This window comes from Ensifer sp. 1H6 (assembly GCF_001976035.1).
Taxonomy (GTDB): domain Bacteria; phylum Pseudomonadota; class Alphaproteobacteria; order Rhizobiales; family Rhizobiaceae; genus Ensifer; species Ensifer canadensis.
Genome location: NZ_MOAI01000034.1, coordinates 45074 through 69402, shown reverse-complemented (window position 1 = coordinate 69402; position 24329 = coordinate 45074). Strand labels below are relative to the sequence as shown.

Genomic DNA, 24329 nt, shown 5'->3' with positions numbered 1-24329 from the left:
ACCGTCAAAACTTCCCGCCGAAACTCGCGTCCCGACCAATCAGCATCCGCCAATCAAGGAAACCTTAAAACGAAGGACATCGTCGCCAGCAGCGCCGCCGCCCTCGTTCAGTGATCGGGCTTATAGAGGAGCCTCAGCCCAGGTGTCAACACTCAATCGCAAAAAATCGACAAGATCGAACAACACTCTGAAAATACACACGAAATTCAAACGAGAGTTATCAACAGCCCGCTCCGCATCACCAAACCAGCAAAACCAGAACCAGAATCATTCGCCAATCGGTCGAAAAGCGTTGCCAAGAGCCAGGGAAACGCCGTCGCTCACGCTTACCTCTCCTTAGGAGCTTCGCAAAAAGGCCGCCCACCCGGCGGAAAACGCCCATCTTCACGGCAAACCGTGCTCATCGAGACTGCCGTCGTTTCACCGAAACGTGACGGTCGCCACCATCGGCGCGCATTGACGCCACAGGCGCTTGGCTTACCTTCGCGCCGAAACACGAATGCGGGGGAGTGCAGCATGATCGGATGGGTAAGACGATGGGCAGCGGCGGTCGTCGCCACACTTAGCCTTGCCTGCCCGGCGGCCGCTTTCGACATCGACAACTGGGCTTCGGTCGTTTCCGAGGCCAAGGGCGAGACGGTTTATTTCAACGCCTGGGGCGGTTCAGCCAATATCAATGCCTATATCGCCTGGGCGGGCGAACAGATGAAGGCGCGCTACGGCGTCAACGTCGTGCATGTAAAACTCGATGACACCGCCAAAGCGGTCGCAACCGTGCTTGCGGAGAAATCGGCGGGCAAGGATGCTGCCGGCACCGTCGATCTCATCTGGATCAATGGCGAGAACTTTGCCGCGATGAAGCGGCAGGGCCTGCTCTTCAGCCCCAGCTGGGCAACCCGGCTTCCGAACTGGGCCTATGTCGACCACGAGACGAAGCCGACAATCCTCACCGACTTCACCGTACCGACGGAAGGGCTCGAAAGCCCTTGGGGCGGCGCCAAACTGGTCTTTTTCTATGACAAGGCCCGCACGCCAACCGCGCAGCTGCCCACATCGGCAAAAGACCTGCTTGGCTGGGCAAAGGCCCATCCGGGACGCTTCTCCTATCCGCAGCCGCCGGATTTCGCCGGCTCCTCGTTCTTGAAGCAGGCGCTGATCGAGCTCATCGATAACAGGAGCAAGTTGCTGAAGCCCGTGGACGAGGCAACGTTTCAACAGGATGTGGCGCCGCTCTTTGCCTATCTCGACCAGCTGACGCCGTTGTTATGGCGCAAGGGAAAGGCCTATCCGCAGAACTACCCCGATATGAAGCAGAAGCTGGCCGACGGGGAACTCGACATCATCTTCGCCTTCAATCCCGCCGAAGCTTCGGCGGCTATCGCCAATGGCGAGCTGCCGGACACCGTCCGCTCCTTCGTCTTTTCCGGCGGAACGCTTGGCAACACCCATTTCGTTGCCATTCCCTATAACGCCAATGCTGGTGCGGGCGCGCTGCTGCTTGCGGATTTCCTGCTCTCTCCCGAGGCGCAGTTGCGCAAACAGGACGCCCAATACTGGGGTGACCCGACGGTGCTGGCGATGGTGAAACTACCGGATGCCGACCGTGCCGCCTTTGCAGCCCTCGATCTCGGGGTGGCGACATTGCCGCCCGATCAGCTCGGCCCGGCGCTTGCCGAACCGCATCCCGACTGGATGACGCGGATCGAAACCGAATGGATCCGCCGATATGGCGCCGCCAATTAACGGCGAGTGCCGGCGCCATCGACGGACATCCCTGTGAGGGACGCCCTGCAGCGGGGCATCGGCACAGGTGTGGCGGTCATGCTGTGCCTGCCGGTTTTGGCTGGTCTCGCCGGCACCCTGCTTCCGGCCTTCGGCTACCTGCCCGCACTCGGCGGTACGCAGCTCACGCTCGGGCATTTCGAGGCGCTGGTCGCCCAGCCGCATATCCTGCGCTCGGCTCTGATCAGTCTGGCGGCAGGGTTGATCAGCACGTTTGTCACCCTGATGGTGGTCTGCACCTTTGTCGCGGGTTTCGCCGGAACGCGACCCTTCGCCTTCATCCAGCATCTGCTTTCACCGCTGCTGGCCGTTCCGCACGCCGCATCGGCATTTGCGATCGCCTTCCTGATCGCGCCGTCCGGTTTTCTCATTCGGCTCGCCTCTCCCGAACTCACCGGCTTCGACCGACCGCCGGACTGGCTCGTGCCGAACGATCCGCTCGGGTTGTCGATGATATCCGGTCTTATTGCCAAGGAGATGCCCTTTCTGCTGCTGGTAATGCTGGCGGCACTGCCGCAGCTGCCCGTGGCGAATGCGCGACGTTTGATGTCAGCTCTCGGCTATGGCCGGGTATCGGGCTTTATCATCGCGCTCTGGCCGCTGCTTTATCGGCAGATCCGCCTGCCTGTCTTCGCGGTGCTGGTCTACTCGACCTCGGTGATCGACGTCGCGATGATCCTTGGGCCCCGATTGCCGCCGACATTGCCGGTACGTATCGCCCAATGGCTGGCCGACGACGACATCGGCGCCCGGTTCCTCGCTTCGGCCGGCGCCGTGCTGCAGCTAGCGCTCGGCCTGTTCGCGATCGTGGTCTGGATCGGCGTCGAACGGCTCGGTCGTCTTTGTCACCGGCGCCTGAGCGCTTCGGGAAAACGCCTGAGTGACGACCGACTTCTTCGCCGGACCGCAGCCGTGATCACGACCTTGTCCGCGGCGTTGATCTTTACCGGGCTCGGCCTGCTGGCGCTCTGGTCGATTGCAGGGCTGTGGCCATTCCCTGATAGTCTGCCGACAAGCCTCACCTTCAGAACATGGCAACGCGCCCTTGGAGGGTTCGCCGGACCTCTGGCCAACACTATCATCATCGCCCTGCTGTCATCGCTCCTCGCACTTGCGATCGCCATCGGCCTGCTATCGCGCAGTGCTCACGGCACCGCCGAGCGCTGGTTTCCCGTCTTCCTGCCATTGCTGGTCCCGGAGATCGCCTTCGTGTTTGGATTGCAGATCCTGGCAGCAATGGCGGGGTTTTCGCCGTCGATCGCCACCGTTGCCGCCGTGCATCTGGTCTTCGTTCTGCCCTATGTGCTTCTGTCACTAGCGCCGCCCTGGCGGGCGCTCGACCGGCGCTACGAACAGGTCGCATCGGGACTGGGTAAATCGCCACTCAAGATCCTCATGACCATTCGACTGCCCATGCTGCTTCGCGCCTGCCTGACGGCATTTGCCGTCGGCTTTGCGGTCTCCGTCAGCCTCTACCTGCCGACCGTGCTGATCGGCGCCGGACGGGTGACGACGATCACCACCGAGGCGGTGGCGCTTTCGTCGGGAGGAGATCGGCGCATCATCGGCGTTTATGCGCTGCTTCAGGCACTGTTGCCGTTTCTCGGTTTTCTCATTGCATCGCTCGTGCCGCAGTTGCTATTCCGCCACCGACGGGCAATGAGGATATGAATGCGAACGCCAGGCAAGACGATGCCTCTGACTTTGTCCGATGTGACGATCCGGCTGGCCGACCGGCTGCTGCTTTCCGTTTCGGCGACGGTCATGCCCGGCGACGTCCTGACGATCATGGGTCCGTCGGGCTCCGGCAAGTCGACGCTGCTCGCCTATATCGGCGGATTTCTCGACCCTGCCTTTACCGCCAGCGGTGCAGTTCTGCTCGGGCAGGACGATCTGATCGCGCTGCGGCCGCAACAGCGCCACACCGGCATTCTCTTCCAGGATCCGCTGCTGTTCCCGCATCTTTCGGTCGGCGGCAACATCGTCTTTGCCATACCCGAGGCGTTCAAGGACCGAGACGTCAGGCGTCGGATGGCAGAAAACGCGCTCGATGAAGGCGGGCTTGGCGGGTTCTTCGACCGCGACCCGGAGACGCTTTCGGGCGGGCAGAAGGCGCGTGTCGCGCTCCAACGCGTGCTTCTCTCCGAGCCGCGCCTGCTGCTGCTCGACGAGCCTTTTTCCAAACTCGACATGGCCTTGCGCCAGCAAACGCGCGAGCTGGTCTTTGCCAAGGCGCGGTCCGCAGGCCTGCCGACAATCCTCGTGACCCATGACCGCGCGGACGCGGACGCGCCGGCGGTGCGCTCATCCATATCGGAGCGGAGAGACAATCGTGACGCTTACCCTGCCCGCCTTGCCGGTTCGCGAGGTCCTGCCCGAGATCGCCGAAGCTCTCGACAAGGCCCGCTCCGTCGTGCTTTCGGCGCCACCCGGCGCCGGCAAGACGACGCTCGTGCCGCTGTTCCTGCTCGAGCAACCGTGGCTCGACGGCGGCAAGATCGTCCTGCTCGAACCCCGGCGGCTCGCCGCCCGGGCAGCGGCCGGGCGCATGGCGGAGCTACTCGGCGAGAAAGTGGGCGAAACCGTCGGCTATCGCATGCGACTCGACAACCGGATATCGGCCAAGACCCGGATCGAAGTAGTGACCGAAGGCGTTTTTGCCCGCATGATCCTCGACGATCCGGAGCTGGCGGGCGTCTCCGCGGTTCTCTTCGACGAATTTCACGAACGTTCACTCGATGCCGATTTCGGCCTGGCACTGGCGCTCGACGTCCAGTCTGCGCTGCGCGACGATCTCCGGATCATCGTCATGTCGGCAACACTCGACGTCGAGCGCGTTTCAAAACTGCTCGGTGACGCGACCGTCGTCGAAAGCCAGGGGCGTAGTTTCCCCATCGACATCCGCAACCAGGACCGCGGCGGCGAGAGCGTCGAGGACGCAGTCGTGCGCGCCATCGTCGAGGCGCATCGCAGCGAAGAAGGATCGATCCTCGCCTTTCTGCCGGGACAGGCCGAAATCACCCGGACGGCGGCACGGCTTGCCGACCGGTTTACAGCCGATACGACGGTCGTTCCGCTTTACGGAAACCTGACGCAGAAGGAGCAGGATGCGGCGATCCGGCCGGCGCCGAAAGGCACGCGCAAGATCGTTCTTGCCACCTCGATCGCCGAAACCTCGATCACCATCGACGGCGTGCGGATCGTCATCGACAGCGGCTTGCAGAGACTGCCGGTCTTCGAAGCGTCGACCGGCATCACCCGGCTTGAAACCGTGCGCGTCTCGCGTGCGTCGGCCGATCAGCGCGCCGGCCGAGCCGGGCGAACGGAGCCGGGCATTGCCATCCGCCTCTGGCATGCCGGCCAGACTGCAGCGCTTGCGGCCTTCACGCCGCCGCAGATCCTGGCCAGCGATCTTTCCGGACTGCTGCTCGACATGGCGCACTGGGGCGTCACCGATCCCGCAGCGCTTGCCTTCATCGACCCACCGCCGGAAACGACCCTGATGGAAGCGCGAAAGCTGCTGAGCGAGCTTGGCGCGCTCGATGGTTTCGGCGCGCTGACCCCAAGGGGACGCAAGATCCGTGATCTGGCCCTGCCGCCGCGCCTTGCGACCATGGCGGTTTCGGCGGCCGAGGAGGGCCAGGGCGAGGCGGCCTGTCTGCTCGCGGTCATGCTGACGGAGCAAGGCCTTGGCGGCAACGCCATCGACCTGGAGGACCGACTGCGCCGCTTTCGCCAGGAGCGCGGCGAGCGCGCCGAAGCCTCGCGCAATCTTGCCCGCCGCATGGCGGCGGAACTCAAAGGGGCGCGAAAGTCGAGCGAACCGGTCCAGCCCGGCGCCTTGCTGATGCACGCCTTCCCGGACCGCATCGCGCTTCAGCGCGGTGGCCGTGGGCGGTTCGTGATGGCAAACGGCCGTGGGGCCGAGATCGCCGAGACCGAGCGCCTCGCTGCGGCAAACATGCTTGTGATCGCCGACCTCACGGGCCGCGCCGGCGGCCAGCGCGTGCTGGCGGCGGCCGAGCTTTCGCGCGCCGACGTCGACGCGCATATGCCCGAAGCGATCGTGCGGGAAGAGCAAAGCGTCTTCGACCGGGCGAGCCGCCAGGTGCGCGCGCGCCGCGTCACCCGGCTGGGTGCGATCATCTTCGAGGAGGCGCCGCTTCCAAGACCGACTGGCGAAAGCGCAGCACGCGCGCTTGCCGATGGCGTTCGCCAGCTTGGACTGGCGGTCCTGCCGTTTTCCAAGGAGGCGATGCAACTGCGCGATCGCATCGGTTTCCTGCATCGCTCGCTCGGCGAACCCTGGCCGGACGTTTCCGACGCAGCCCTGCTTGCGACGCTCGAGGACTGGTTCGTTCCGTTTCAACACGGCGTCACCGCTATCGCCGACATCAAGGCCGGCGCGCTTTCCGAAGGATTGCTGTCGCTGGTCCCGCACGACCGGCAGCGGGAGCTGGCAAAACTGGCACCGACGCATTTCGAGGCGCCGACGGGACAACGGCATCCGATCCACTATGACGGCGACGAACCGCTTCTCTCCATCCGGGTGCAGGAACTCTTCGGGCTCAAAAAACACCCTGCTATCGGCGATGGCCGGCTGCCGCTGCTGCTCGAACTGATTTCGCCCGGCCGGCAGCCGATCCAGACCACGCGTGACCTGCCGGGTTTCTGGGCCGGGTCGTGGCGGGATGTCCGGGCCGACATGCGCGGGCGTTATCCCAAGCACCCCTGGCCGGAGAACCCGGCGGAGGCCGCGCCGACGACACGGGCAAAACCGCGTGGTACATGAGGCAATACCCTTGACGGGGGCCATAGGAACAAGAGCAGGCATGACGGCAGTGGCACTGGAACACAATGATCCGACTTCGAACAGAAGCCTGCGCCTGCAGACGCTCATCCGCCTGCGCTGGCTTGCGGTCGGCGGCCAATCGATCGCCGTCATCATCACAACGCTGTGGCTGCAGTTTCCGCTGCCCTTGCTCTTGTGCCTGGTGCTGATTGCCACATTGGCGCTGGTCAACACCTACCTCACCCTGCGCTTCCCCCCGACGCACCGGTTGCGACCGCCGGCCGCGTTTGCCTTGCTCGGGCTCGATCTCGCGCAGCTGACCGGCCTGCTCTTCATCACCGGCGGGCTTGCCAATCCGTTTGCGCCGCTGCTTTGCGTTCCGGTCATCATTTCCTCGGCCTCGCAGCCGAAGCCGCACAGCATCGTTCTTGCCGGCCTTGCGGTCATCGGTGTGACCGTCCTTGCCTTTTCGCCGTTCCCGCTGCCCTGGTATCCCGGCACGCTTCTCTTGATGCCGCGGGTGCTGACGGCCGGCATCTGGTTCGCGATCGTGTCGATGACGGCCTTTGCCGCGTTCTATACCTACCGCGTCTCGCTCGAAGCGAGCGAACTGTCGGAGGCGTTGACGGCGACCGAGCTCGTGCTCCAGCGTGAAAAACACCTTTCGCAGCTCGACGGCCTGGCGGCGGCCGCTGCCCACGAGCTCGGCACGCCGCTTGCCACGATCAGTGTCGTTGCCAAGGAAATGGAGCGTGAGCTCGGTGACGACCCACGCTTCGGCGAGGACGTGCATCTGCTGCGCAGCCAGAGCGAGCGATGCCGCGACATTCTCAAGCGGCTGACGACGCTGTCCTCCGAAAGCGAAGAGCATATGCGGCTCTTGCCGCTATCCTCGCTGGTCGAGGAAGTGATGGCGCCGCACCGCGAGTTCGGCATTCACATCAATCTTGTCGAAAAGGGTGACAAGGCATCGGAGCCGGTCGGCAACCGCAATGCGGGCATTCTCTACGGGCTCGGCAATCTACTGGAAAATGCGGTCGACTATGCCAAGCAGGAGGTGACCGTGACGGTCGAGCACACCGCCGACCACGTCAAGGTGACGATTGCCGATGACGGCGATGGATTTGCCCCCGATATTCTGATGCGCATCGGCGAACCCTATGTCACGCGCAGGCAGAAGGATGACAGCGCCGGCGGCCTGGGGCTCGGCCTATTCATTGCCAAGACCCTGCTCGAGCGGTCCGGCGCGCGCCTACGCTTCGAGAACGGCGGCGCCGATCGCCCCGGCGCCAAGGTCAGCGTCGAATGGCCGCGTGCGCTGATGGACACGAAACTGGCGAAATGACGTTTGGCAGTTTATTGAACGGGATGACAGAAAACCTATAATCTCGGTGAAAACGTCCCGTTTTTCGCCCAAGGATTGCGAGAATGACCGAAAAATCGACAGCTTCGCCCAGCACGCACGCCCAGGACGCCGAACTGATCGGACCGGACAGAACGCTGCTGCTCGTCGACGATGACGCGCCGTTCCTTCGACGCCTCGCCCGCGCCATGGAAGCGCGCGGCTTTACCGTCGATATCGCCGAGTCCGTTGCCGAAGGCATCGCCAAGGCGAAGGGCAACCCGCCGAAATACGCCGTCATCGATCTGAGGCTCGGCGACGGCAGCGGCCTCGACGTAATCGAGGCGATCCGCAGCCGCCGTGACGACACCCGCATGATCATGCTTACCGGCTACGGCAATATTGCAACGGCCGTGAATGCGGTGAAGCTCGGCGCGGTCGACTACCTCGCCAAGCCTGCCGACGCCGACGACATCTTCGCAGCACTGGTGCAGCGCCAGGGCGAACGGGTCGAACCACCGGAAAACCCGATGTCGGCCGACCGGGTGCGGTGGGAGCATATCCAGCGCGTCTATGAGATGTGCGAGCGCAACGTGTCGGAGACGGCGCGTCGGCTCAACATGCATCGCCGAACGCTGCAGCGGATCCTGGCAAAACGCGCGCCGAAGTAGTCAACCCTCGGCTGACCCGTCGCGGGAGCCGGAAACGATATCGCGAATGGAGTTGCCGAGTTCGCCATTGCGCTCGGCAGCCCACTCCGCCAGCATCAGCCGTTGTGCGGCGGTGCGGGCAAAGAGCTGCAGCACGGACTTGCGGGTTGCCGGTGCAAGCCGGTGTTCCGGTGCCTCGCGAATGATGTGTCCGTCGTAGCCATCCGACAGCAGCAATCCACAATCATCCGGAAAGATATCGAGCGGGACGTCACCATGGGTGGCGAAGAACAGCCGGTCGCAGTGCTGCCGATAATCAGGCCATTTGCGATCGACGCGGAAATCCTCGATCGACGTCTTGATCTCGACGATCCAGATTTCGCCCTTCGCCGACAGCGAGATGAGATCGGCACGCCGGCCGCTGGCGAGCGTCAATTCCGGCAGCACCGCGTGGCGCAATTCCGTGAAAAGCCGCTGAACCCCGCGGCGCACCATGAGCGCGCGATTCGATTGTCGACCGTCCACGAGAGGGTTGTCGTCATGGATAGAGAGAATTGTCATTCGTCTAGACTCTCGTCTGCCACCGCTTTTGTTGCAAAAAAGCCAGCGTCACGGAATTTACACTTTCCCGCCGCCTTGTTGCCACGCAATCCCTTGCATAGCAGCAACTAATCGAAAATAACCGTTGTCACTGATGGTCGGGCCGACCCAGTTTTTCTTCGCTTCTTATTTTAAGAGACTCCTATGCGCTTCCGCAATGCCTTCCTCCTGTGCAGCCTGGCGGCGACACTCGCCGTAGCCGGCTGCTCGACAACTTCGACCAAGTCCGAGACGGCAAGCGGTGAGCCTGCTCCCGTTGCGGAACAGGTCGCTTCGAATCAGATCTTTTCGGGCAATTATGGCGCAGTTGAGGATCACGGTTACGCGCTCCCTGCAGTTCCGATCAACAAGGTCGATGGCCGCTTCCATCGCCAGATCGTCGATTATTCGACGAGCGAGCGTCCCGGCACCATCGTCGTCAACACCCCGAACCGGTTCCTCTACTACGTGCTGCCCGGCGGCAAGGCCGTTCGCTACGGAATCGGCGTCGGCAAGGCCGGCTTTGCATGGGAAGGCGAAGCCTATATCGCCTGGAAGCAGGAATGGCCGATGTGGCACCCGCCGAAGGAAATGGCGGAACGGAAGCCGGAAGTGGCCAAGTATGTCGAGGCAGGCATGGGCCCGGGCCTGAAGAACCCGCTCGGCGCTCGTGCACTCTATCTCTTCAACGACCAGGGCAAGGACACGCTGTTCCGCCTGCATGGCACGCCGGAATGGTCGTCGATCGGCACGGCCGCTTCGTCGGGCTGCATCCGTCTGATGAACCAGGACATCATCGATCTCTACTCCCGCGTTCGTCCGGGCAAGAACGCACGCGTGGTCGTTCAGCAGTAAAACGCGACCAGGATCATGCAATCAGAAAGCCGCCGGATTCCTCGGCGGCTTTTTTGTTGGCCGAACGTCCACGACGATATTTCCTCGACGTCGCTACGCAGAGTTGCCCCGCTTCCGGTGCTTCAAACCAGGGTGGCTGGCTTCCGGTTCCGTTGCGATTATTTGTTCAAAAAACGCGCAAGAAGGCCTGAAATTCAGCGCCTTATTAAGTAAGGATTATCTAATTAATTAAAAAGTGTGGCCGAGAGATACCTAACCAAGGGACCGCCATGCTGATCAAGACCAAGCTCCTGAGTGCGATTGCACTGTTGTCACTCATCGCGATCGGCATTGCCGTCTACAGCCAGCATGCGCTTGCCGAAAACAGCGCGACGATGGATGCGGTCTATGCCGACCGTATCGTTCCCTTGAAAAATCTGAAGGCAACATCGGACGCTTTTGCCGTCTCGATCGTCGATGCGGCGCACAAGGTGCGCAACGGAAACGAGACGATGGAGGCCGGTCTTGCCTCGGTCAACGACGCCCGGCAGGTGATAACCGCCAATTGGGACGCCTATGTCGCGACCTCTATGACACCGGAGGAGCAGAAGCTTGTCGAGAACGCCAAGCAGCAGATGGTGGTCGCGATGGACTCGATCGCAACGCTGACGAAAATCCTGTCTGAGCGTGATTCTGCGGCGCTCGACAGCTTCGTTCGCACCTCGCTTTACGAAACCATCGATCCCTTGACCGAGACCATCTCGGAAATTTCCGACCTTCAGGTGCACTTGTCGGACAAGGTCTTTCAGGAACAGCATCGCGAATTCGAAACGGTGCGAGCTGTCAGCATCGGCATCATCCTGCTCGTTCTCGCGCTGGCTGCTGGAACCTACCTGGTGGTTTCACGTGGCGTCATCGGTCCGCTCGCCAGGCAGATCGGGGCGATGCGCAAGCTGATCGACGGCCATCTCGAAGACGACGGATCGAATGTGACCGGCAAGGACGAAATCGCCGAGATGGCCCGCGCCATCCAGTCGTTCCGGGAAGCGGCCCGATCCAACCTTCGTCTGCAGGCCGAGGCCGAGGAAAGCCGCCGCAATGGCGAAGCGGAACGCACGCGGATGCAGGACGAGGCCGAAGAGGCCGCGCAGCAGAAATTGATCCAGGCGACGTCAGGCCTTGCGACCGGCTTGCAGCGGCTGGCCGACGGCGATCTCGCCGTGCGGCTGGAGGAACCCTTCTCCGCAGAGTTCGAGCAGTTGCGTCACGACCTCAACAAGGCCGCCGCGCAGCTCAACGATGCCATGCTCGCCGTCGCTGACAGCGCCGGCAATATCGGCATGGGCACCCGCGAAATCAGCCAGAGCGCCGACGACCTGTCGAAACGCACGGAGCAACAGGCGGCATCCCTGGAGGAAACGGCAGCGGCCCTCGACCAGATCACCGCCAATGTCAGCAATTCCTCGCGCCGGACGGAGGAAGCCCGCGACGTGGCAGGCGAAGCAAAGACCAGCGCGACGCAGTCGGCCGTCGTCGTGGCCAATGCCGTCGAGGCGATGCGGCGGATCGAAGAATCATCCAGTCAGATTTCCAGCATCATCGGTGTGATCGATGAGATCGCCTTTCAGACCAACCTTTTGGCGCTGAACGCCGGCGTCGAGGCAGCGCGGGCGGGCGACGCCGGCAAGGGATTTGCGGTCGTGGCGCAGGAAGTGCGCGAACTGGCGCAGCGTTCGGCAAAGGCAGCCAAGGAAATCAAGGAACTGATTCGCAGCTCCAGCTCCGAAGTCGAGAGCGGGGTGCGGCTGGTGCGCGACACCGGCGAGGCGCTCAAGACCATCGAGGCGCACGTCATCACCATCAACGAGCATATGGCTGCCATCGCCACCTCGGCCCGGGAACAGTCGGTAGGGCTGGCCGAGGTCAATACCGCCGTCAACCAGATGGATCAGGTGACGCAGCGCAACGCCGCCATGGTCGAGGAGGCGAATGCCGCGTCGGCGACGCTTGCCCAGGAAGGCACGAACCTTCGCGCCCTGATCGGAAGGTTCCAACTTTCCGGGGAAACCCGTGCCGCGGCCAAGCCAGAGGCGCGGCGGACGCCGCCCCGCGCCGTCACGCCCCAACAGCACGCGAACATCGGAAACCGACCGCCTGCGGTACGATCGGCTGGGTATGCGGTGCAGGGCAACGCGGCCTTGTCCACCGAAGGCTGGGCCGAGTTCTGATCTACAGCGTTTCCGCCCCAAACGGAGGCACGGAAACGCCCTATGTCTTTGGTTTTTCGCGTTTCCGGACGGAAAACCGCTTCGCAGTTTTCCTGGAAAGTCTCCGGCGTTGATGAAGCCCGGCGCCGCCTTGATCAGGCGCAGCCGGGCCTTCAACTCGCGGCGACGGCGATGCAGGACCGGTTCGGTATAACCGTTCGGCTGCTCGCGGCCCTTGAGCACCAGCTCGAGCGCTGCCTGGAAGGCAATCGAGCCGTCAAAATTGCCGGCCATCGCTGCATACTGTGCATCATCGGCGTTCTGGCCGTCGACGACGGCGGCCATGCGCTCCATCGTCTCGACCACCTGCGCCTCGGTGACGACGCCGTGATGCAACCAGTTCGCCATGTGCTGCGCCGAGATGCGCAGAGTGGCACGATCCTCCATCAGGCCGACATTGTTGATGTCGGGCACCTTGGAGCAACCGACGCCCTGATCGACCCAGCGCACGACGTAGCCGAGAATGCCCTGCGCGTTGTTATCGAGCTCGCGCTGGATTTCCTCTGGCGTCCAGTTCGGACGGGTCGCGACCGGAACCGACAGTATATCGCTGAGCTTGGCCCGTGCCCGGCTCTTCAAGCCGGCCTGAACGTCGGCGACATTGACCCGGTGATAATGCGTAGCGTGCAGGGTCGCAGCCGTCGGCGACGGCACCCAGGCGGTATTGGCACCCGCCTTCGGGTGGGCGACCTTCTGCTCCAGCATCGCCGCCATCAGGTCCGGCATGGCCCACATGCCCTTGCCGATCTGCGCATGGCCGGAAAGCCCGCATTCGAGACCGATGTCGACGTTCCAGTTTTCGTAAGCGCCGATCCAGGCGGCCTGTTTCATGTCGCCCTTGCGGATCATCGGACCGGCTTCCATCGAAGTGTGGATCTCGTCGCCGGTGCGATCGAGGAAACCGGTGTTGATGAAGACGACGCGTTCGCGCGCGGCGCGGATGCACTCCTTGAGATTGACCGTCGTGCGGCGCTCCTCGTCCATGATGCCCATCTTCATGGTGTTGGCGGGCATGCCGAGTGCCGCCTCGACGCGCGAGAAGATCTCGCAGGCGAAAGCGACTTCTTCCGGCCCATGCATCTTCGGCTTGACGACATAGATTGAGCCGTCGCGGGAGTTCATGCGGCGGCCGCCCTGGCCGATATCGTGCAGAGCGATCAGCGCGGTTGCCATCGCGTCCATGATGCCTTCCGGCACCTCGTTTCCGTCGCGATCAAGGATAGCCGGATTCGTCATCAGGTGACCGACGTTGCGCACCAGCATCAACGAGCGGCCTGGCAAGGTCAGCGTGCCCCCACTTGGCGCCGTGTAGACGCGATCGGCGTTGAGGCGGCGCATGAAGCTGCGGCCGCCCTTGGCGACTTCCTCCTCGAGATCGCCCTTCATCAGGCCGAGCCAGTTGCGGTATACGACGACCTTGTCTTCGGCATCGACCGCCGCAACCGAATCTTCGCAGTCCATGATGGTGGTGATCGCGGATTCGAGAATGACGTCGGAAATATGAGCCGGGTCATCCTTGCCGATCGGAGTCGTCGCATCGAGAACGACGACGGCATGCAGATTGTTGTGCCGGAGAACGATCTGCGACGGCGCTTCGTGCGAACCCGCAAAGCCGGCAAACTGCTCGGAGTTGCGAAGCGTCGTCTTCGCTCCGCCCGCAAGCGCAACCGAAAGGCTGCCGGAAGCAATCTTCAGCGACGCAACATCCGCCCAGCTGCCGCTTTCCAGCGGCGCGCTTGCATTGAGGAAGTCGCGCGCCCAGGCAATGACCTTGGTGCCGCGCTTGGGATTGTAGCCGCGTCCCTTTTCCGCACCGCCTTCGTCGGAAATGGCATCGGTGCCGTAGAGGGCGTCATAGAGCGAACCCCAGCGTGCGTTGGCGGCGTTGAGGGCATAGCGTGCATTCATGACGGGAACGACGAGCTGCGGACCGGCGATCGTAGCGATTTCAGGATCGACATTATCAGTCGAAACAGAAAACTCGGGGCCCTCAGGCAGGAGATAACCTATCTCCTTCAGAAAGCCCTGGTAGGCTTCGAGGTCGCTCGGCGCGCCATTTTCGCGATACCAGGCATCGATCCTGGCCTGCAGATCGTCGCGCTTGGCAAGCAAGGCGCGGTTCTTCGGCGCGAGGTCATGGACGATCTCCGACAGCGCGGAAAAAAACCGCTCGGCGTCGACGCCGGTGCCCGGCATCGCCTCGTCGACCAGAAAGCCATGCAGACCTGCATCGATCTTCAATCCGTATTTCTCAATGCGGTCCATCTTTTTACTCCTTGAAACAGGCCACTCGCGCGCGTGAAAGGCCGGCAGTTTCTCACCAATTCATTCCCTGTCAATTCAGCAAGGATGCGAAGAATTATTTCCAAAATCGAAAAGATCAGCCATGGGCAATGCGCGGCCTGCCGCTCGCCGACGCGATGAAACGTGCCTCGACCAGCTTGCGGCTTCCTTCGACCTCGGGAGCGTCGATTTCTTCTCGCAGCATCGAAGCCGGCTCGTCGGCACCGTTGGTGCGTGCCGCCTCAAGCGCCATCGTCTCGGCGCGACGGCGGGCCGCTGAAAAGGCCTGGTCCTGATCGAGAAAACGCTCGCTCACCCCTGCTCCGTTGACGATGAAAATGCCCTCTTCCGGCGTGGTGACGAACACGGTGACGGTTGCCCGCACCTGGCCGACAACCGCACCGACGGCATTTGCGACATCGGCCTCATCAGGGATGGATGGCTCGGTGCCAAGCATGTCGGCAATGGCGGGATAATAGACCGGGGCCGAAGCCCCCAAACCGACGAGCGGGCGATCGAGACCGATCGAAAACCGCACGATACCAGGCGCGCGGGTCAGAGCACGATCGACTGCCTGCGAGACCGCCGGGTCGATGGCCCCTGCCCCGTCTTCGCCGAGACAGGCCTGCAGGATGACTTCGCACGATTGGCGCGTGACGCGATCGACGATCATCTCGGCCATCGCCTCGGCAGATGCAGCAATCGGCTGGCCGGAGCCGTCGCGGATGCGCGCTGCCAGTTCGATGCCGAGACGGGCAGCCTCGACGCTCCATTGCGACTGCCTGCCGAGCACATGCATTGCATCGGAGGGCGTCAGGCCGCAGATATGCACCAGGCCGCGTGCCACCAGCCGGTCCAGCGTTGCCCGCTGCGGCGTCGAGGTCAGCAGGTTTTCAAGCGAGATCGGCACTGTGCCGATGCGCTCGTAGAGCGCCTGCTCCTGTGGCTGCAGACCGCTCGCCAGATGGTCGGGTAGACCGGTGCGAACAGCCAGGCGGCCGTTGTTGCGGCCGGCATGTTGCGCCCGCAGTTGTTTTTCCAAAACGGACAGCACCGCATCGCCATGCAGCGCCGCCGCGAGGCTGAGCGGCATCAACCGCCTCGGCCCAAGGTCGATCTTCGCCTTCAGCCCACGATCATTGATGCGGACCTCCGAATCGCCGCCAAGGCCATAGGTGCGCATCGCCACCGCCTCGACCATGGTGCGGAAACCGCCGACCACCGCACCTTCGCCATCGAGCCGCGGACGACCGCGGTCAAGTACCGCGACATCCGTCGTCGTGCCGCCGATATCCGAGACCACGGCATTGTCGAGGCCGGTCAGGTGCCGCGCACCGACAAGGCTGGCGGCAGGGCCGGAAAGGATCGTCTCGATCGGCCGAAGTCTTGCCTCCTCGGCCGAGATCAAGGCGCCATCGCCGCGCACAACCATCATGGGCACATCGATGCCGCGGGACTTCAAAAAGCCCTCGCACGAGCCGATCAGGCGATCGATCATCGAGACGAGCCGGGCGTTCAGCAGTGTCGTCAGCGCCCGGCGCGGGCCGCCGAGCTTGGACGAAAGCTCATGGCTGCAGGTAACCGGCAGATGCGAGACTTCGCGGATGCGGTCGCGCACCCGCTTCTCGTGATCCGGATTGCGGACGGCAAAATAGCCGGCGATCGCAAAGGAGGAAACCTGATTGGCCAAGGTCGGCAGGGCCTCATCGAGCGCGGTCATGTCGAGCGGCGTCTCGCCGCCGTGAACGTTGTGACCGCCCGGCAGGAAGATCACCGGATCGGAGCCGAGCGCATCCTGCAGCCCGTCACGCTTGAGATCGTCTGGCCCGAAGCCGATCATCACCAGGCCGGCACGGCCGCCCTGGCCCTCGACGAGCGCGTTGGTCGCAAGCGTGGTCGACAGGGATACGAGGCCGATGGCGGAAGCCGGGACGCCGGCCTTCTCCAAGACGGATTCCACCGCGCCGGAAATCCCGACGGCCAGATCGTGGCGGGTCGTCAGCGCCTTTGCCTTGGCGACGACACCCGCCGTTTCGCTGAAGAGAACGGCGTCGGTGTAGGTTCCGCCGGTATCGATGCCGAGAAGAAAATGGGACGTCAATTCAAGCCAGTCCAGTGTTTCGGCCCGGGGTAGCGCCGGGTTCAATGGGGATCGATCCGGTGATATGACATATTGGAGGAGAAGGCCATCGTGTCGCGGACATTCGCAGTCAGCAGAGCGACACGATACGAACGGGGGTGCGGCATGACGTTTTCCAGAGCTTCGGCAGTCGCCGGCATTCTTGCGGCAGGTCTGCTCTTCGCCCAGCCGGGCGGCGCGCAGGACGCCGTGGAGGAGGAATACAAGCCGCAACTGCCCGACGTCTCGATCTACAAGGCGATGCTCGACGCCAACAAGCAGACCGGGTGGATCCAGTTTCGCAACTACGACGACCGGCAGCTGATCTATTTTACCGCGCTGCAGACGATGCATTGCCGGCTATCGGAAATCCGCTACTCGATCAACTCGGACGCTCTCGACAAGCGCTTCCCCTTGGCAAAATGCAATCCGCAGATCCCCTTCAACCTGCCCGCCGACGAAACGGCCGAGTATGTCTACATCTCGCTGCCCGCAAACGAGGCCAAGACATTGACGATCCAGGCGGTGTGGGACGACGGTGCCGGCAGCGAGATCGTCGTCTACAAGCCCTGCGACAATGTCGGGGATGCGACCTGCGCCGCGATCAAGACCATCAAGAAGCCATCGAAGCTGTTGCCGCAGCCGATGCCGGCGGATTCGCCGGTGCGTGGCGTGCAATCGGCTATTCCCGGCAAGACCTTCAGCGAGCCGAAACCCGCATCGGCAAGCCGCCCCGCGGTTGAGTAGTCAGCCTCTGCACCGGCCAGGGCCGGGTCTCGTCGGTGACGTCGAAACGGAACCGATGCATCAGGACGGCAAGCGCAATGACCGCCTCCTGCAGCGCGAAGGTCGCGCCGATGCAGATGCGCGGTCCGGCGCCGAAAGGCAGATACTGAAAACGATGCAGCTTCTCGCGGTTTTCCGGCAGGAAACGCTCGGGCATGAAGGCGCGCGGCCGGTCCCAGTAGAGCACGTGACGGTGCAACGTCCACGGCATCACCAGAACCGCGATGCCCTTGGGTATCCTGACGCGCTCGCCGGACGGTGACGTCCATTCGTCCTCCTCGATGGCGGCGCGATTGATCGACGGCGCCGGCGGGTAGAGACGCATCGCCTCCTCGAAGGCCGCCAGCACATGCGGCATCAGGTTCAGCCATTCGACCGGTTCGGCACCGCTCTTGAGCACGGTGTCGATCTCCGCCTCCATCGTCTCGCGGAAAGCCGGCGTGTTGGCGACGCAATAGAGCGTCCAGGCCAACGCCCGGGCAGTGGTCTCATGCCCGGCGCCGATGAAGGTGAGGATATTGTCCTCGATCTCTTGCGTCGAAAGGCCGTTTGCGCCCTCCGTCTGCAGCAGCAATGTGAGGAAATCGTTGGGCGTGCCTGCTGGGTCCGTCGCCATGCGCTGGCGCCTCATCGCCATCGTTTCCGAGACGATCGACCGGAACCGGTTCATGACCTTCTTGCCGCCGATGCGGGTCAATCGCGGCAGCCATTCCGGCGCCAGCAGGATATCCATCGGATCGACGCGCCCCATGCGGTGCAGAAGCTCTTCTACACTCTGGACGAAGCCCTCCCTTTCGACGGCGACCTCACCGGAAAACAGCGTTTCCGCCAGGATATCGAAGGTCAGTTCGGTCATGTCGCTGGCGACATTGGTGGTGAACGGCTTCACCTTCGCGTGCGCGTAGCGTTCGACGAACTCTTCCGACCGGCGCAGCATCTGCCCGGCGAATCCCTTGGCGTGGCGCGGGGTAAAAACCGGCGCAATGGCCTTGCGCGACCGTTTCCAGATCTCGCCTTCGGCCGTCAGAAGACCGTCACGCAGGATCGGGCGGAGGATCAGCCGCCGAACCTTCGACATCTCATAGTTGCTGACGTTTTCGACGAGGATATAGCGGATGAGGCCGGGATCGTTGACGATCAGGGTGCGCTGCGTGATGAACTTGGTCTCGATCCACGGCAGCGTGTAGGACGGCTCGCCCCAGAGTTCGAGCGGATTGCGCAGAACAGTCTTGATGATCTTCAGGTAGGACGGCACGCCGACCCGAGGAATGGGAGCCGGTGGTTCGAAGGGCTCCGGACGCATGTCCATGGTGATAGGCCTTTCTCGATTGCGCCAGGATTTCAGGTTTTTACGGCGCAATCAAGGAAAGTGCTTCACATGAATCACAACAGGCCTTCGAGCTCCACGAGCTTGTCGTTCACCAGCCAGCCGTAATAGTTTTCTTCGGGCCACTGGGTCTCGCCGCCCTGGTTCCTGGCGGCAAGGGCTGCTGCGCGTTGGTCCGGATTGCCGACATTGTAAAGCGTGGCGGTGACGCCGGGATTGCCTGAAATATCGACGCCGGCGATCGACTTGTAGACGTCGATCGAGTGGCGGATCGAGGCGGCCATATAGGCGAGCGAGACATCAGGATCCATGATCGCCTCGTAGACCCCGGCGGCGTTGTTCTCGTCGAGCCGTTCGTAGCCCGACGTCTTCGAGACGATATCGGTCAGCATCAGGGCGGTCAGCGGATTGATCTGCCCGAGGCCAAAGGTCTGGCCGGCAAAGAACGGCTGGAAGAAAACGGCGCTGAAACGGTTGTTCGGGAAGGACTTGCCGCCGACGGACTTGCCGCGGAATTCGCTGTCCCAGACCCGCTCGCGGCAGCTCCACAGCGAATAGGAGCTCTTCTTTCCGGTGCAGTCGGCAAATTGCGGGCGGGCGACGAACTCAGCCACCGTCTCGCCGTCATAGCCGAACTGGAAGCTGTTGCCGGCATAGGCTGCAGCCTTGACGTAGTAGGACTGCAGCCGATCGTAGGCATCGACATTGTAGGTATGTTCGCCGACGATGGCGCCGATCATGTGGATCGGTGCGATGCCATAGGCGCGCGACGTCGACTTGATCTTGCTGATCAGCTGCCGGTCATTGGCGAGCAGATCCCGCACCTTCTCGAATTTGGCATCGAAGGACGTGCGGCCGGCCTTGGTGCGGCGAACGGATGCGCCCGGGATGCCGGGTTGTTCGACGTTCCGGTTGCCCGGCGGAACAACATTGGCCGCCATCGTCTGGCCTGCGGTCAGGCAAAACGTGGCAATAGCGAGCATGCAGGCGGTAAAACGCACGATCTCTTCTTCCTATGAACGGTGGAGACGCCCTATCCGGCGGTGCGGCTCCTACGACAGGATCGTGTCGGAAAGATGCCTCCGGCCACGATCGATTGCGGTTTCCGTGTTAGAAAAAATGAAGGCGCCTGTCGAGAGACAGCGCCTTGCATCTTCACGGTTGCCTGACGGCAAAGGATTGCCGCCACCTCCGCGTTACAGGATGCAACGCGTGCGTCACAGGATGTAACGCGACAGGTCGGTGTTGGCGGCGAGATCGCCGACGTGCTTGCGCACATATTCGGCATCGATCGTGATAGCCTGGCCAGCGCTATCCGGCGCATTGAACGAGATTTCATCCAGCACGCGCTCCATCACCGTCTGCAGCCGGCGGGCGCCGATGTTCTCGACGCTCGAGTTGAGCTGGACTGCCACGTCGGCAAGCGCATCGATGGCATCGTCGGTGAAGTCGAGTTTCACTTCTTCCGTCTCAAGCAGAGCCTTGTACTGACGGATGAGGCTCGCCTCGGTCTCCGTCAGGATGCGGCGGAAGTCTTCCTTGGTCAGGGCACGCAGCTCGACGCGGATCGGCAGGCGGCCCTGCAGTTCGGGCAGAAGATCGGAAGGCTTCGACACATGGAAGGCGCCCGAGGCGATGAAGAGAATGTGATCGGTCTTTACCGGTCCATACTTGGTCGCAACCGTCGTGCCTTCCACCAGCGGCAGCAGATCGCGCTGAACGCCTTCGCGCGATACGCCGGCACCCATGCCGCCTTCACGCGATGCGATCTTGTCGATCTCGTCGAGGAAGACGATGCCGTCGTCCTCGACCGCCCTCATCGCCTCGCGCTGGATCTGCTCGTTGTCGAGCAGCTTGTCGGACTCGTCGTTGACGAGCACCTCATAGGAAGCCTTGACCGTCGTCTTGACCTTCTTGGTGCGTGCGCCCATCGCCTTGCCGAACATTTCCGACAGGTTGAGTACACCGATATTGGCGCCCGGCATGCCCGGAATTTCGAAGCCGCCCGGCGCGCCGGTCTCGGCGATATCGACCTCGATCTCCTTGTCGTCCAGTTCGTTGGCGCGCAGCTTCTTGCGGAAGGAATCGCGCGTTGCCGGCGAGGCCGTGGCGCCGACCAGCGCGTCAAGCACCCGCTCCTCGGCATTCTGGTGCGCCCTTGCCTTGACCTCCGCCCGGCGCTTTTCGCGCACGAGACCGATGCCGACCTCGACGAGGTCGCGGATGATCTGTTCGACATCGCGGCCGACATAGCCGACTTCGGTGAACTTGGTCGCCTCGACCTTGACGAAGGGTGCACCGGCAAGCTTTGCCAGACGGCGGGAGATTTCCGTCTTGCCGACACCGGTCGGCCCGATCATCAGAATATTCTTCGGCATGACCTCGTCACGCAACTCGTCGCCGAGCTGCTGGCGCCGCCAGCGGTTGCGCAGCGCAATCGCCACCGCGCGCTTGGCGTCGTTCTGGCCGATGATGAACCGGTCGAGTTCCGACACGATTTCCCTAGGTGAAAAAGTACTCATGTATTCCTCTCAAACTCGGTCCGCGTCAGCTCCATCAGGAGTGTGCGGCCGGACGCATCTATCCATTCGCCAAAGGGCACGAAGCCAGCTTTCGCATAGGCCCTCACGGCCCTTCTGTTGCCCGCATCGGGGTCGATCACGATCCGTGGTGCGCCGGCGGCAAAAAGCGTCTGCGCAAAGGCCCTCAAGGCCAGCGACGCCACGCCTTTTCCGGTCATCTCCGGCGGGCCGATGAAGATATCGACGCCGGGGACATCGCCGGGCAGATCCTTCGCCCACGGCTCTTCGTCATATTCGGACGGTGTCCAGGACTGGATGTAGCCGGCGGGCTCGCCGGCTACATGGAAGATGAAGCCATCCACTTCGCCCGTGGCGCAGCCGTCGCGGATCAACACGACTTCCTTGTCCGGATCACCCCACCATTGCCGCACATGCGGCTCGCTCAACCAGGCATGCAGCATCGGCAGGTGGTCATCGGCCACCCGTTCGAAGCTGACATGAACCTGGTCAGTTGCCATCCAGCGTCTCCACCACGATATTGTGGTTGGTATAGACGCAGATGTCGCCTGCGATCTCGAGCGCCCGGCGGGCGATTTCTTCGGCCGACTTGTCGCTGTCCATCAGGGCGCGGGCCGCGGCAAAGGCATAGTTGCCGCCCGAGCCGATGGCGATCGTTCCATGTTCCGGCTCCAGCACGTCGCCATTGCCGGTAATCGCCAGCGTGATCGACTTGTCGGCGACCAGCATCATCGCTTCGAGATTGCGCAAATACTTGTTGGTGCGCCAATCCTTGGCGAGTTCCACTGCCGCGCGCATCAACTGGTCGGGATATTGCTCCAGCTTGGCTTCGAGCCGCTCCAGAAGCGTGAAGGCATCGGCCGTCGCCCCGGCAAAGCCGGCGATAACGTCGCCCTTGGCGAGACGCCGTACCTTGCGGGCATTGCTCTTCATCACCGTCTGGCCAAGGCTGACCTGGCCGTCGCCGGCCATCACCACCTTGCCGTCCTTGCGCACCGTGATGATGGTGGTCGCATGCATCGTTCCGTAGGGATTGTGTTCACTCATTGAAGATACCTGTCGGCCCCAGAACCAGGGGCGTTGGGGGCTCGAACGAGCCTGGTTGCTTGGAGCCTATGTAAGTGCGCCTTACGCGATTGCAAATCCCGGTGAGCCACGCAGTTGACCGTAAATCGGGCGCCTGCCCGAATCGTTCGAATCTCAGCCGCGGTTCTGGATATTTTCCGCCTCCCCTGATAAGGAGCGGCTCCAGCGCATACAGGAGAGCCTGATGGCAGAAGCCACATCCAGCCGCACCGGCCAAGTTTCGCGAAAGACGAATGAAACGGCCGTGTCCGTATCCGTCAATATCGATGGAACCGGAACGTCGAAGATTGCGACCGGAGTCGGCTTCTTCGACCACATGCTGGACCAGCTTTCCCGACATTCGCTGATCGACATGGACATCAAGACCGATGGCGACCTCCATGTCGACGATCACCACACTGTCGAAGACACTGGCATTGCCATCGGCCAGGCCATTGCCAAGGCGCTTGGCGACCGGCGCGGCATTACCCGCTACGCCTCGCTCGACCTTGCCATGGACGAGACGATGACGCGCGCGGCGGTGGATGTGTCCGGCCGGCCGTTCCTTGTCTGGAACGTCGCCTTTACCTCACCGAAGATCGGCACGTTCGACACCGAACTGGTGCGCGAATTCTTCCAGGCGCTCGCCCAGAATGCCGGGATCACGCTGCATATCCAAAATATCTACGGCGCCAACAACCATCATATCGCCGAGACCTGCTTCAAGTCCGTCGCCCGCGTGCTTCGCACGGCAACCGAAATCGACCCGCGCCAGGCCGGACGCGTTCCCTCGACCAAGGGTACGCTTGCCTGAGCGGTCATTATCTGGCTGATGACCATGGCCTCTTACATGATCCTCGACCCGCCGCGCCGCGCCGACGATGACCGAGCGCGTTTCGTCGCCGACGGCTTCTCGTGGGGCGCCTTTCTGTTTCCGGCGCTCTGGCTTTTCGCCAAGCGCATGTGGCTCTTCGGAATCGCAGTTGCTGTTCTGCAGATTTTGTTAATCTCTCTGTCGGTGATCGGTGGCGGCCTCCTGGCAGCGCTGCTGTTGCATCTGGCGCTCGGCCTCATGGTCTCGCTGGAAGGCCCTGTTTTCATCGCCCGCCGCCTGATCGCCCGCAACTGGACGGTGCGCTCGATCGTGCCGGCGCGCGATCTTGAGACCGCCGAGGAAATCTACTTCGCAAACGTGGCCCCGGCCGACCGAAAGGCAGCGGAGCGGCCATCTGTCGACTGGCCGAGACAGGCGCCGGCAAACACCGGCCCGGGTCTTGGGCTTTTTGAATCCTACGGAGAACGCTGATGCGCGTCGCCATTATCGACTATGGATCGGGCAATCTGCGCTCGGCAACGAAGGCTTTCGAACGGGCAGCGCGGGAAGCCGGCATCGACGCAGAGATCGACCTGACGGACAGGCCCGAGCGGGTGGCGACCGCCGACCGCATCGTCCTGCCGGGCGTGGGCGCCTATGCCGATTGCCGTCGCGGCCTTACGGCCGTCGACGGCATGGAGCAGGCACTGACCGAGGTCGTCGAAGAGGCCGGTCGCCCGTTTCTCGGCATCTGCGTCGGCATGCAGCTGATGTCGTCGCGCGGCCTGGAAAAGACCACGACCCACGGCTTCGGCTGGATCCCCGGCGACGTCGTAGAAATGAGGCCGGCGGATCCGTCGCTGAAAATCCCACAGATCGGCTGGAACACGCTGCGGCTTGCCCGCACGCACCCGCTGTTTGACGGCATCCGCACCGGCGACGACGGCCTGCACGCCTATTTCGTGCACTCCTACCATCTGGCCGCGGAAAATGCCGGCGATGTTGTGGCCGAGGCGGATTACGGCGGCGCCGTCACCGCCTTCGTCGCCAATGGCAACAAGGCCGGCTCGCAGTTCCATCCGGAAAAGAGCCAGGCGCTTGGCCTTGCCCTCATCTCGAATTTCCTGCGTTGGAAGCCCTGAAGGCTCC

General features: G+C 62.9%; 19 protein-coding genes and 2 pseudogenes. 13 read left to right on the top strand and 8 right to left on the bottom strand.

Annotation, left to right across the window (positions count from 1 at the left end; genetic code table 11):
* From BKP54_RS36275 to BKP54_RS29335, 7 genes and pseudogenes are all read left to right on the top strand, one after another.
* Positions 1–340, top strand: a 340-nt coding sequence (locus BKP54_RS36275) for a hypothetical protein (protein WP_210190577.1), incomplete at its 5' end; no start/stop codon positions are given.
* A 176-nt stretch (positions 341–516) separates the two neighbouring features.
* A complete protein-coding gene (locus tag BKP54_RS29360) occupies positions 517–1743 on the top strand; it encodes an ABC transporter substrate-binding protein (RefSeq protein WP_057206504.1) in 1227 nt (408 codons plus the stop codon).
* 78 nt (positions 1744–1821) lie between these two features.
* The gene (locus BKP54_RS29355) at positions 1822–3453 is read left to right on the top strand and encodes an ABC transporter permease (protein WP_051509141.1); all 1632 of its coding nucleotides are present in this window, start codon (positions 1822–1824) and stop codon (positions 3451–3453) included.
* Positions 3454–4118 (top strand): annotated as a pseudogene (locus BKP54_RS37410) (ATP-binding cassette domain-containing protein). It abuts the gene before it with no gap.
* A complete protein-coding gene (gene hrpB, locus BKP54_RS29345) occupies positions 4115–6574 on the top strand; it encodes an ATP-dependent helicase HrpB (protein ID WP_084815295.1) in 2460 nt (819 codons plus the stop codon). Before BKP54_RS37410 ends, hrpB begins: the two are co-directional and overlap by 4 nt.
* A 40-nt stretch (positions 6575–6614) precedes the next feature.
* On the top strand, positions 6615–7919 hold the full coding sequence (locus tag BKP54_RS29340) for an ActS/PrrB/RegB family redox-sensitive histidine kinase (RefSeq protein ID WP_025425370.1): 1305 nt from the start codon (positions 6615–6617) through the stop codon (positions 7917–7919).
* 83 nt (positions 7920–8002) lie between these two features.
* Positions 8003–8587, top strand: coding sequence for an ActR/PrrA/RegA family redox response regulator transcription factor (locus BKP54_RS29335; RefSeq protein ID WP_025425369.1), 585 nt, complete (start codon positions 8003–8005; stop codon positions 8585–8587).
* Here the strand turns inward: BKP54_RS29335 and BKP54_RS29330 are convergent, their stop codons facing one another.
* Complete coding sequence (locus BKP54_RS29330; protein ID WP_025425368.1) at positions 8588–9127, bottom strand: MmcB family DNA repair protein; 540 nt, start codon at positions 9125–9127, stop codon at positions 8588–8590.
* 183 nt (positions 9128–9310) lie between these two features.
* Between BKP54_RS29330 and BKP54_RS29325 the strand changes: the two genes are divergently transcribed.
* Together BKP54_RS29325 and BKP54_RS29320 are read left to right on the top strand one after the other, a co-directional pair.
* Positions 9311–10000, top strand: a complete 690-nt coding sequence (locus tag BKP54_RS29325) for a L,D-transpeptidase (RefSeq protein ID WP_057206500.1) — start codon at positions 9311–9313, stop codon at positions 9998–10000.
* Between the two features lie 269 nt (positions 10001–10269).
* Positions 10270–12207, top strand: coding sequence for a methyl-accepting chemotaxis protein (locus BKP54_RS29320; RefSeq protein ID WP_057206497.1), 1938 nt, complete (start codon positions 10270–10272; stop codon positions 12205–12207).
* Positions 12208–12351: 144 nt separating this feature from the next.
* Here BKP54_RS29320 and BKP54_RS29315 read toward each other — a convergent pair.
* Together BKP54_RS29315 and BKP54_RS29310 are read right to left on the bottom strand one after the other, a co-directional pair.
* Positions 12352–14511 (bottom strand): annotated as a pseudogene (locus BKP54_RS29315) (malate synthase G); the annotation flags it as partial.
* A gap of 115 nt (positions 14512–14626) precedes the next feature.
* Positions 14627–16630: a hydantoinase/oxoprolinase family protein gene (locus tag BKP54_RS29310; protein ID WP_057206506.1), complete on the bottom strand. Its 2004-nt coding sequence runs from the start codon at positions 16628–16630 to the stop codon at positions 14627–14629.
* Positions 16631–16774: 144 nt separating this feature from the next.
* Between BKP54_RS29310 and BKP54_RS29305 the strand changes: the two genes are divergently transcribed.
* A complete protein-coding gene (locus tag BKP54_RS29305; protein WP_025425364.1) occupies positions 16775–17395 on the top strand; it encodes a hypothetical protein in 621 nt (206 codons plus the stop codon).
* On the opposite strand, the gene BKP54_RS29300 is transcribed toward BKP54_RS29305, so the two are convergent.
* The 5 genes from BKP54_RS29300 to hslV all read right to left on the bottom strand — a co-directional run bounded on the left by BKP54_RS29300 (position 17349) and on the right by hslV (position 22348).
* Positions 17349–18743, bottom strand: a complete 1395-nt coding sequence (locus tag BKP54_RS29300; RefSeq protein WP_025425363.1) for a cytochrome P450 — start codon at positions 18741–18743, stop codon at positions 17349–17351. The genes BKP54_RS29305 and BKP54_RS29300 overlap by 47 nt on opposite strands.
* A gap of 74 nt (positions 18744–18817) precedes the next feature.
* Positions 18818–19744 (bottom strand): DUF1402 family protein, encoded by a 927-nt coding sequence (locus BKP54_RS29295; protein ID WP_057225751.1) that lies wholly within the window; start codon positions 19742–19744, stop codon positions 18818–18820.
* Positions 19745–19978: 234 nt separating this feature from the next.
* Entirely contained in the window at positions 19979–21283 is a 1305-nt protein-coding gene (hslU, locus tag BKP54_RS29290) for an ATP-dependent protease ATPase subunit HslU (RefSeq protein ID WP_025425361.1), read from the bottom strand.
* Entirely contained in the window at positions 21280–21801 is a 522-nt protein-coding gene (locus tag BKP54_RS29285; RefSeq protein ID WP_025425360.1) for a GNAT family N-acetyltransferase, read from the bottom strand. Before BKP54_RS29285 ends, hslU begins: the two co-directional genes overlap by 4 nt.
* Positions 21791–22348 (bottom strand): ATP-dependent protease subunit HslV, encoded by a 558-nt coding sequence (gene hslV / locus BKP54_RS29280; protein ID WP_025425359.1) that lies wholly within the window; start codon positions 22346–22348, stop codon positions 21791–21793. The genes BKP54_RS29285 and hslV overlap by 11 nt, the downstream gene beginning before the upstream one ends.
* A gap of 223 nt (positions 22349–22571) precedes the next feature.
* Between hslV and hisB the strand changes: the two genes are divergently transcribed.
* Genes hisB through hisH form a run of 3 tightly spaced genes read left to right on the top strand, consistent with a single transcriptional unit; the run spans position 22572 to position 24322 of the window.
* On the top strand, positions 22572–23180 hold the full coding sequence (gene hisB / locus BKP54_RS29275) for an imidazoleglycerol-phosphate dehydratase HisB (protein ID WP_025425358.1): 609 nt from the start codon (positions 22572–22574) through the stop codon (positions 23178–23180).
* Between the two features lie 24 nt (positions 23181–23204).
* Entirely contained in the window at positions 23205–23672 is a 468-nt protein-coding gene (locus tag BKP54_RS29270) for a DUF2628 domain-containing protein (RefSeq protein WP_084815296.1), read from the top strand.
* Positions 23672–24322 (top strand): imidazole glycerol phosphate synthase subunit HisH, encoded by a 651-nt coding sequence (gene hisH, locus BKP54_RS29265; RefSeq protein WP_025425356.1) that lies wholly within the window; start codon positions 23672–23674, stop codon positions 24320–24322. The genes BKP54_RS29270 and hisH overlap by 1 nt, the downstream gene beginning before the upstream one ends.
* Positions 24323–24329: the final 7 nt, after the last annotated feature.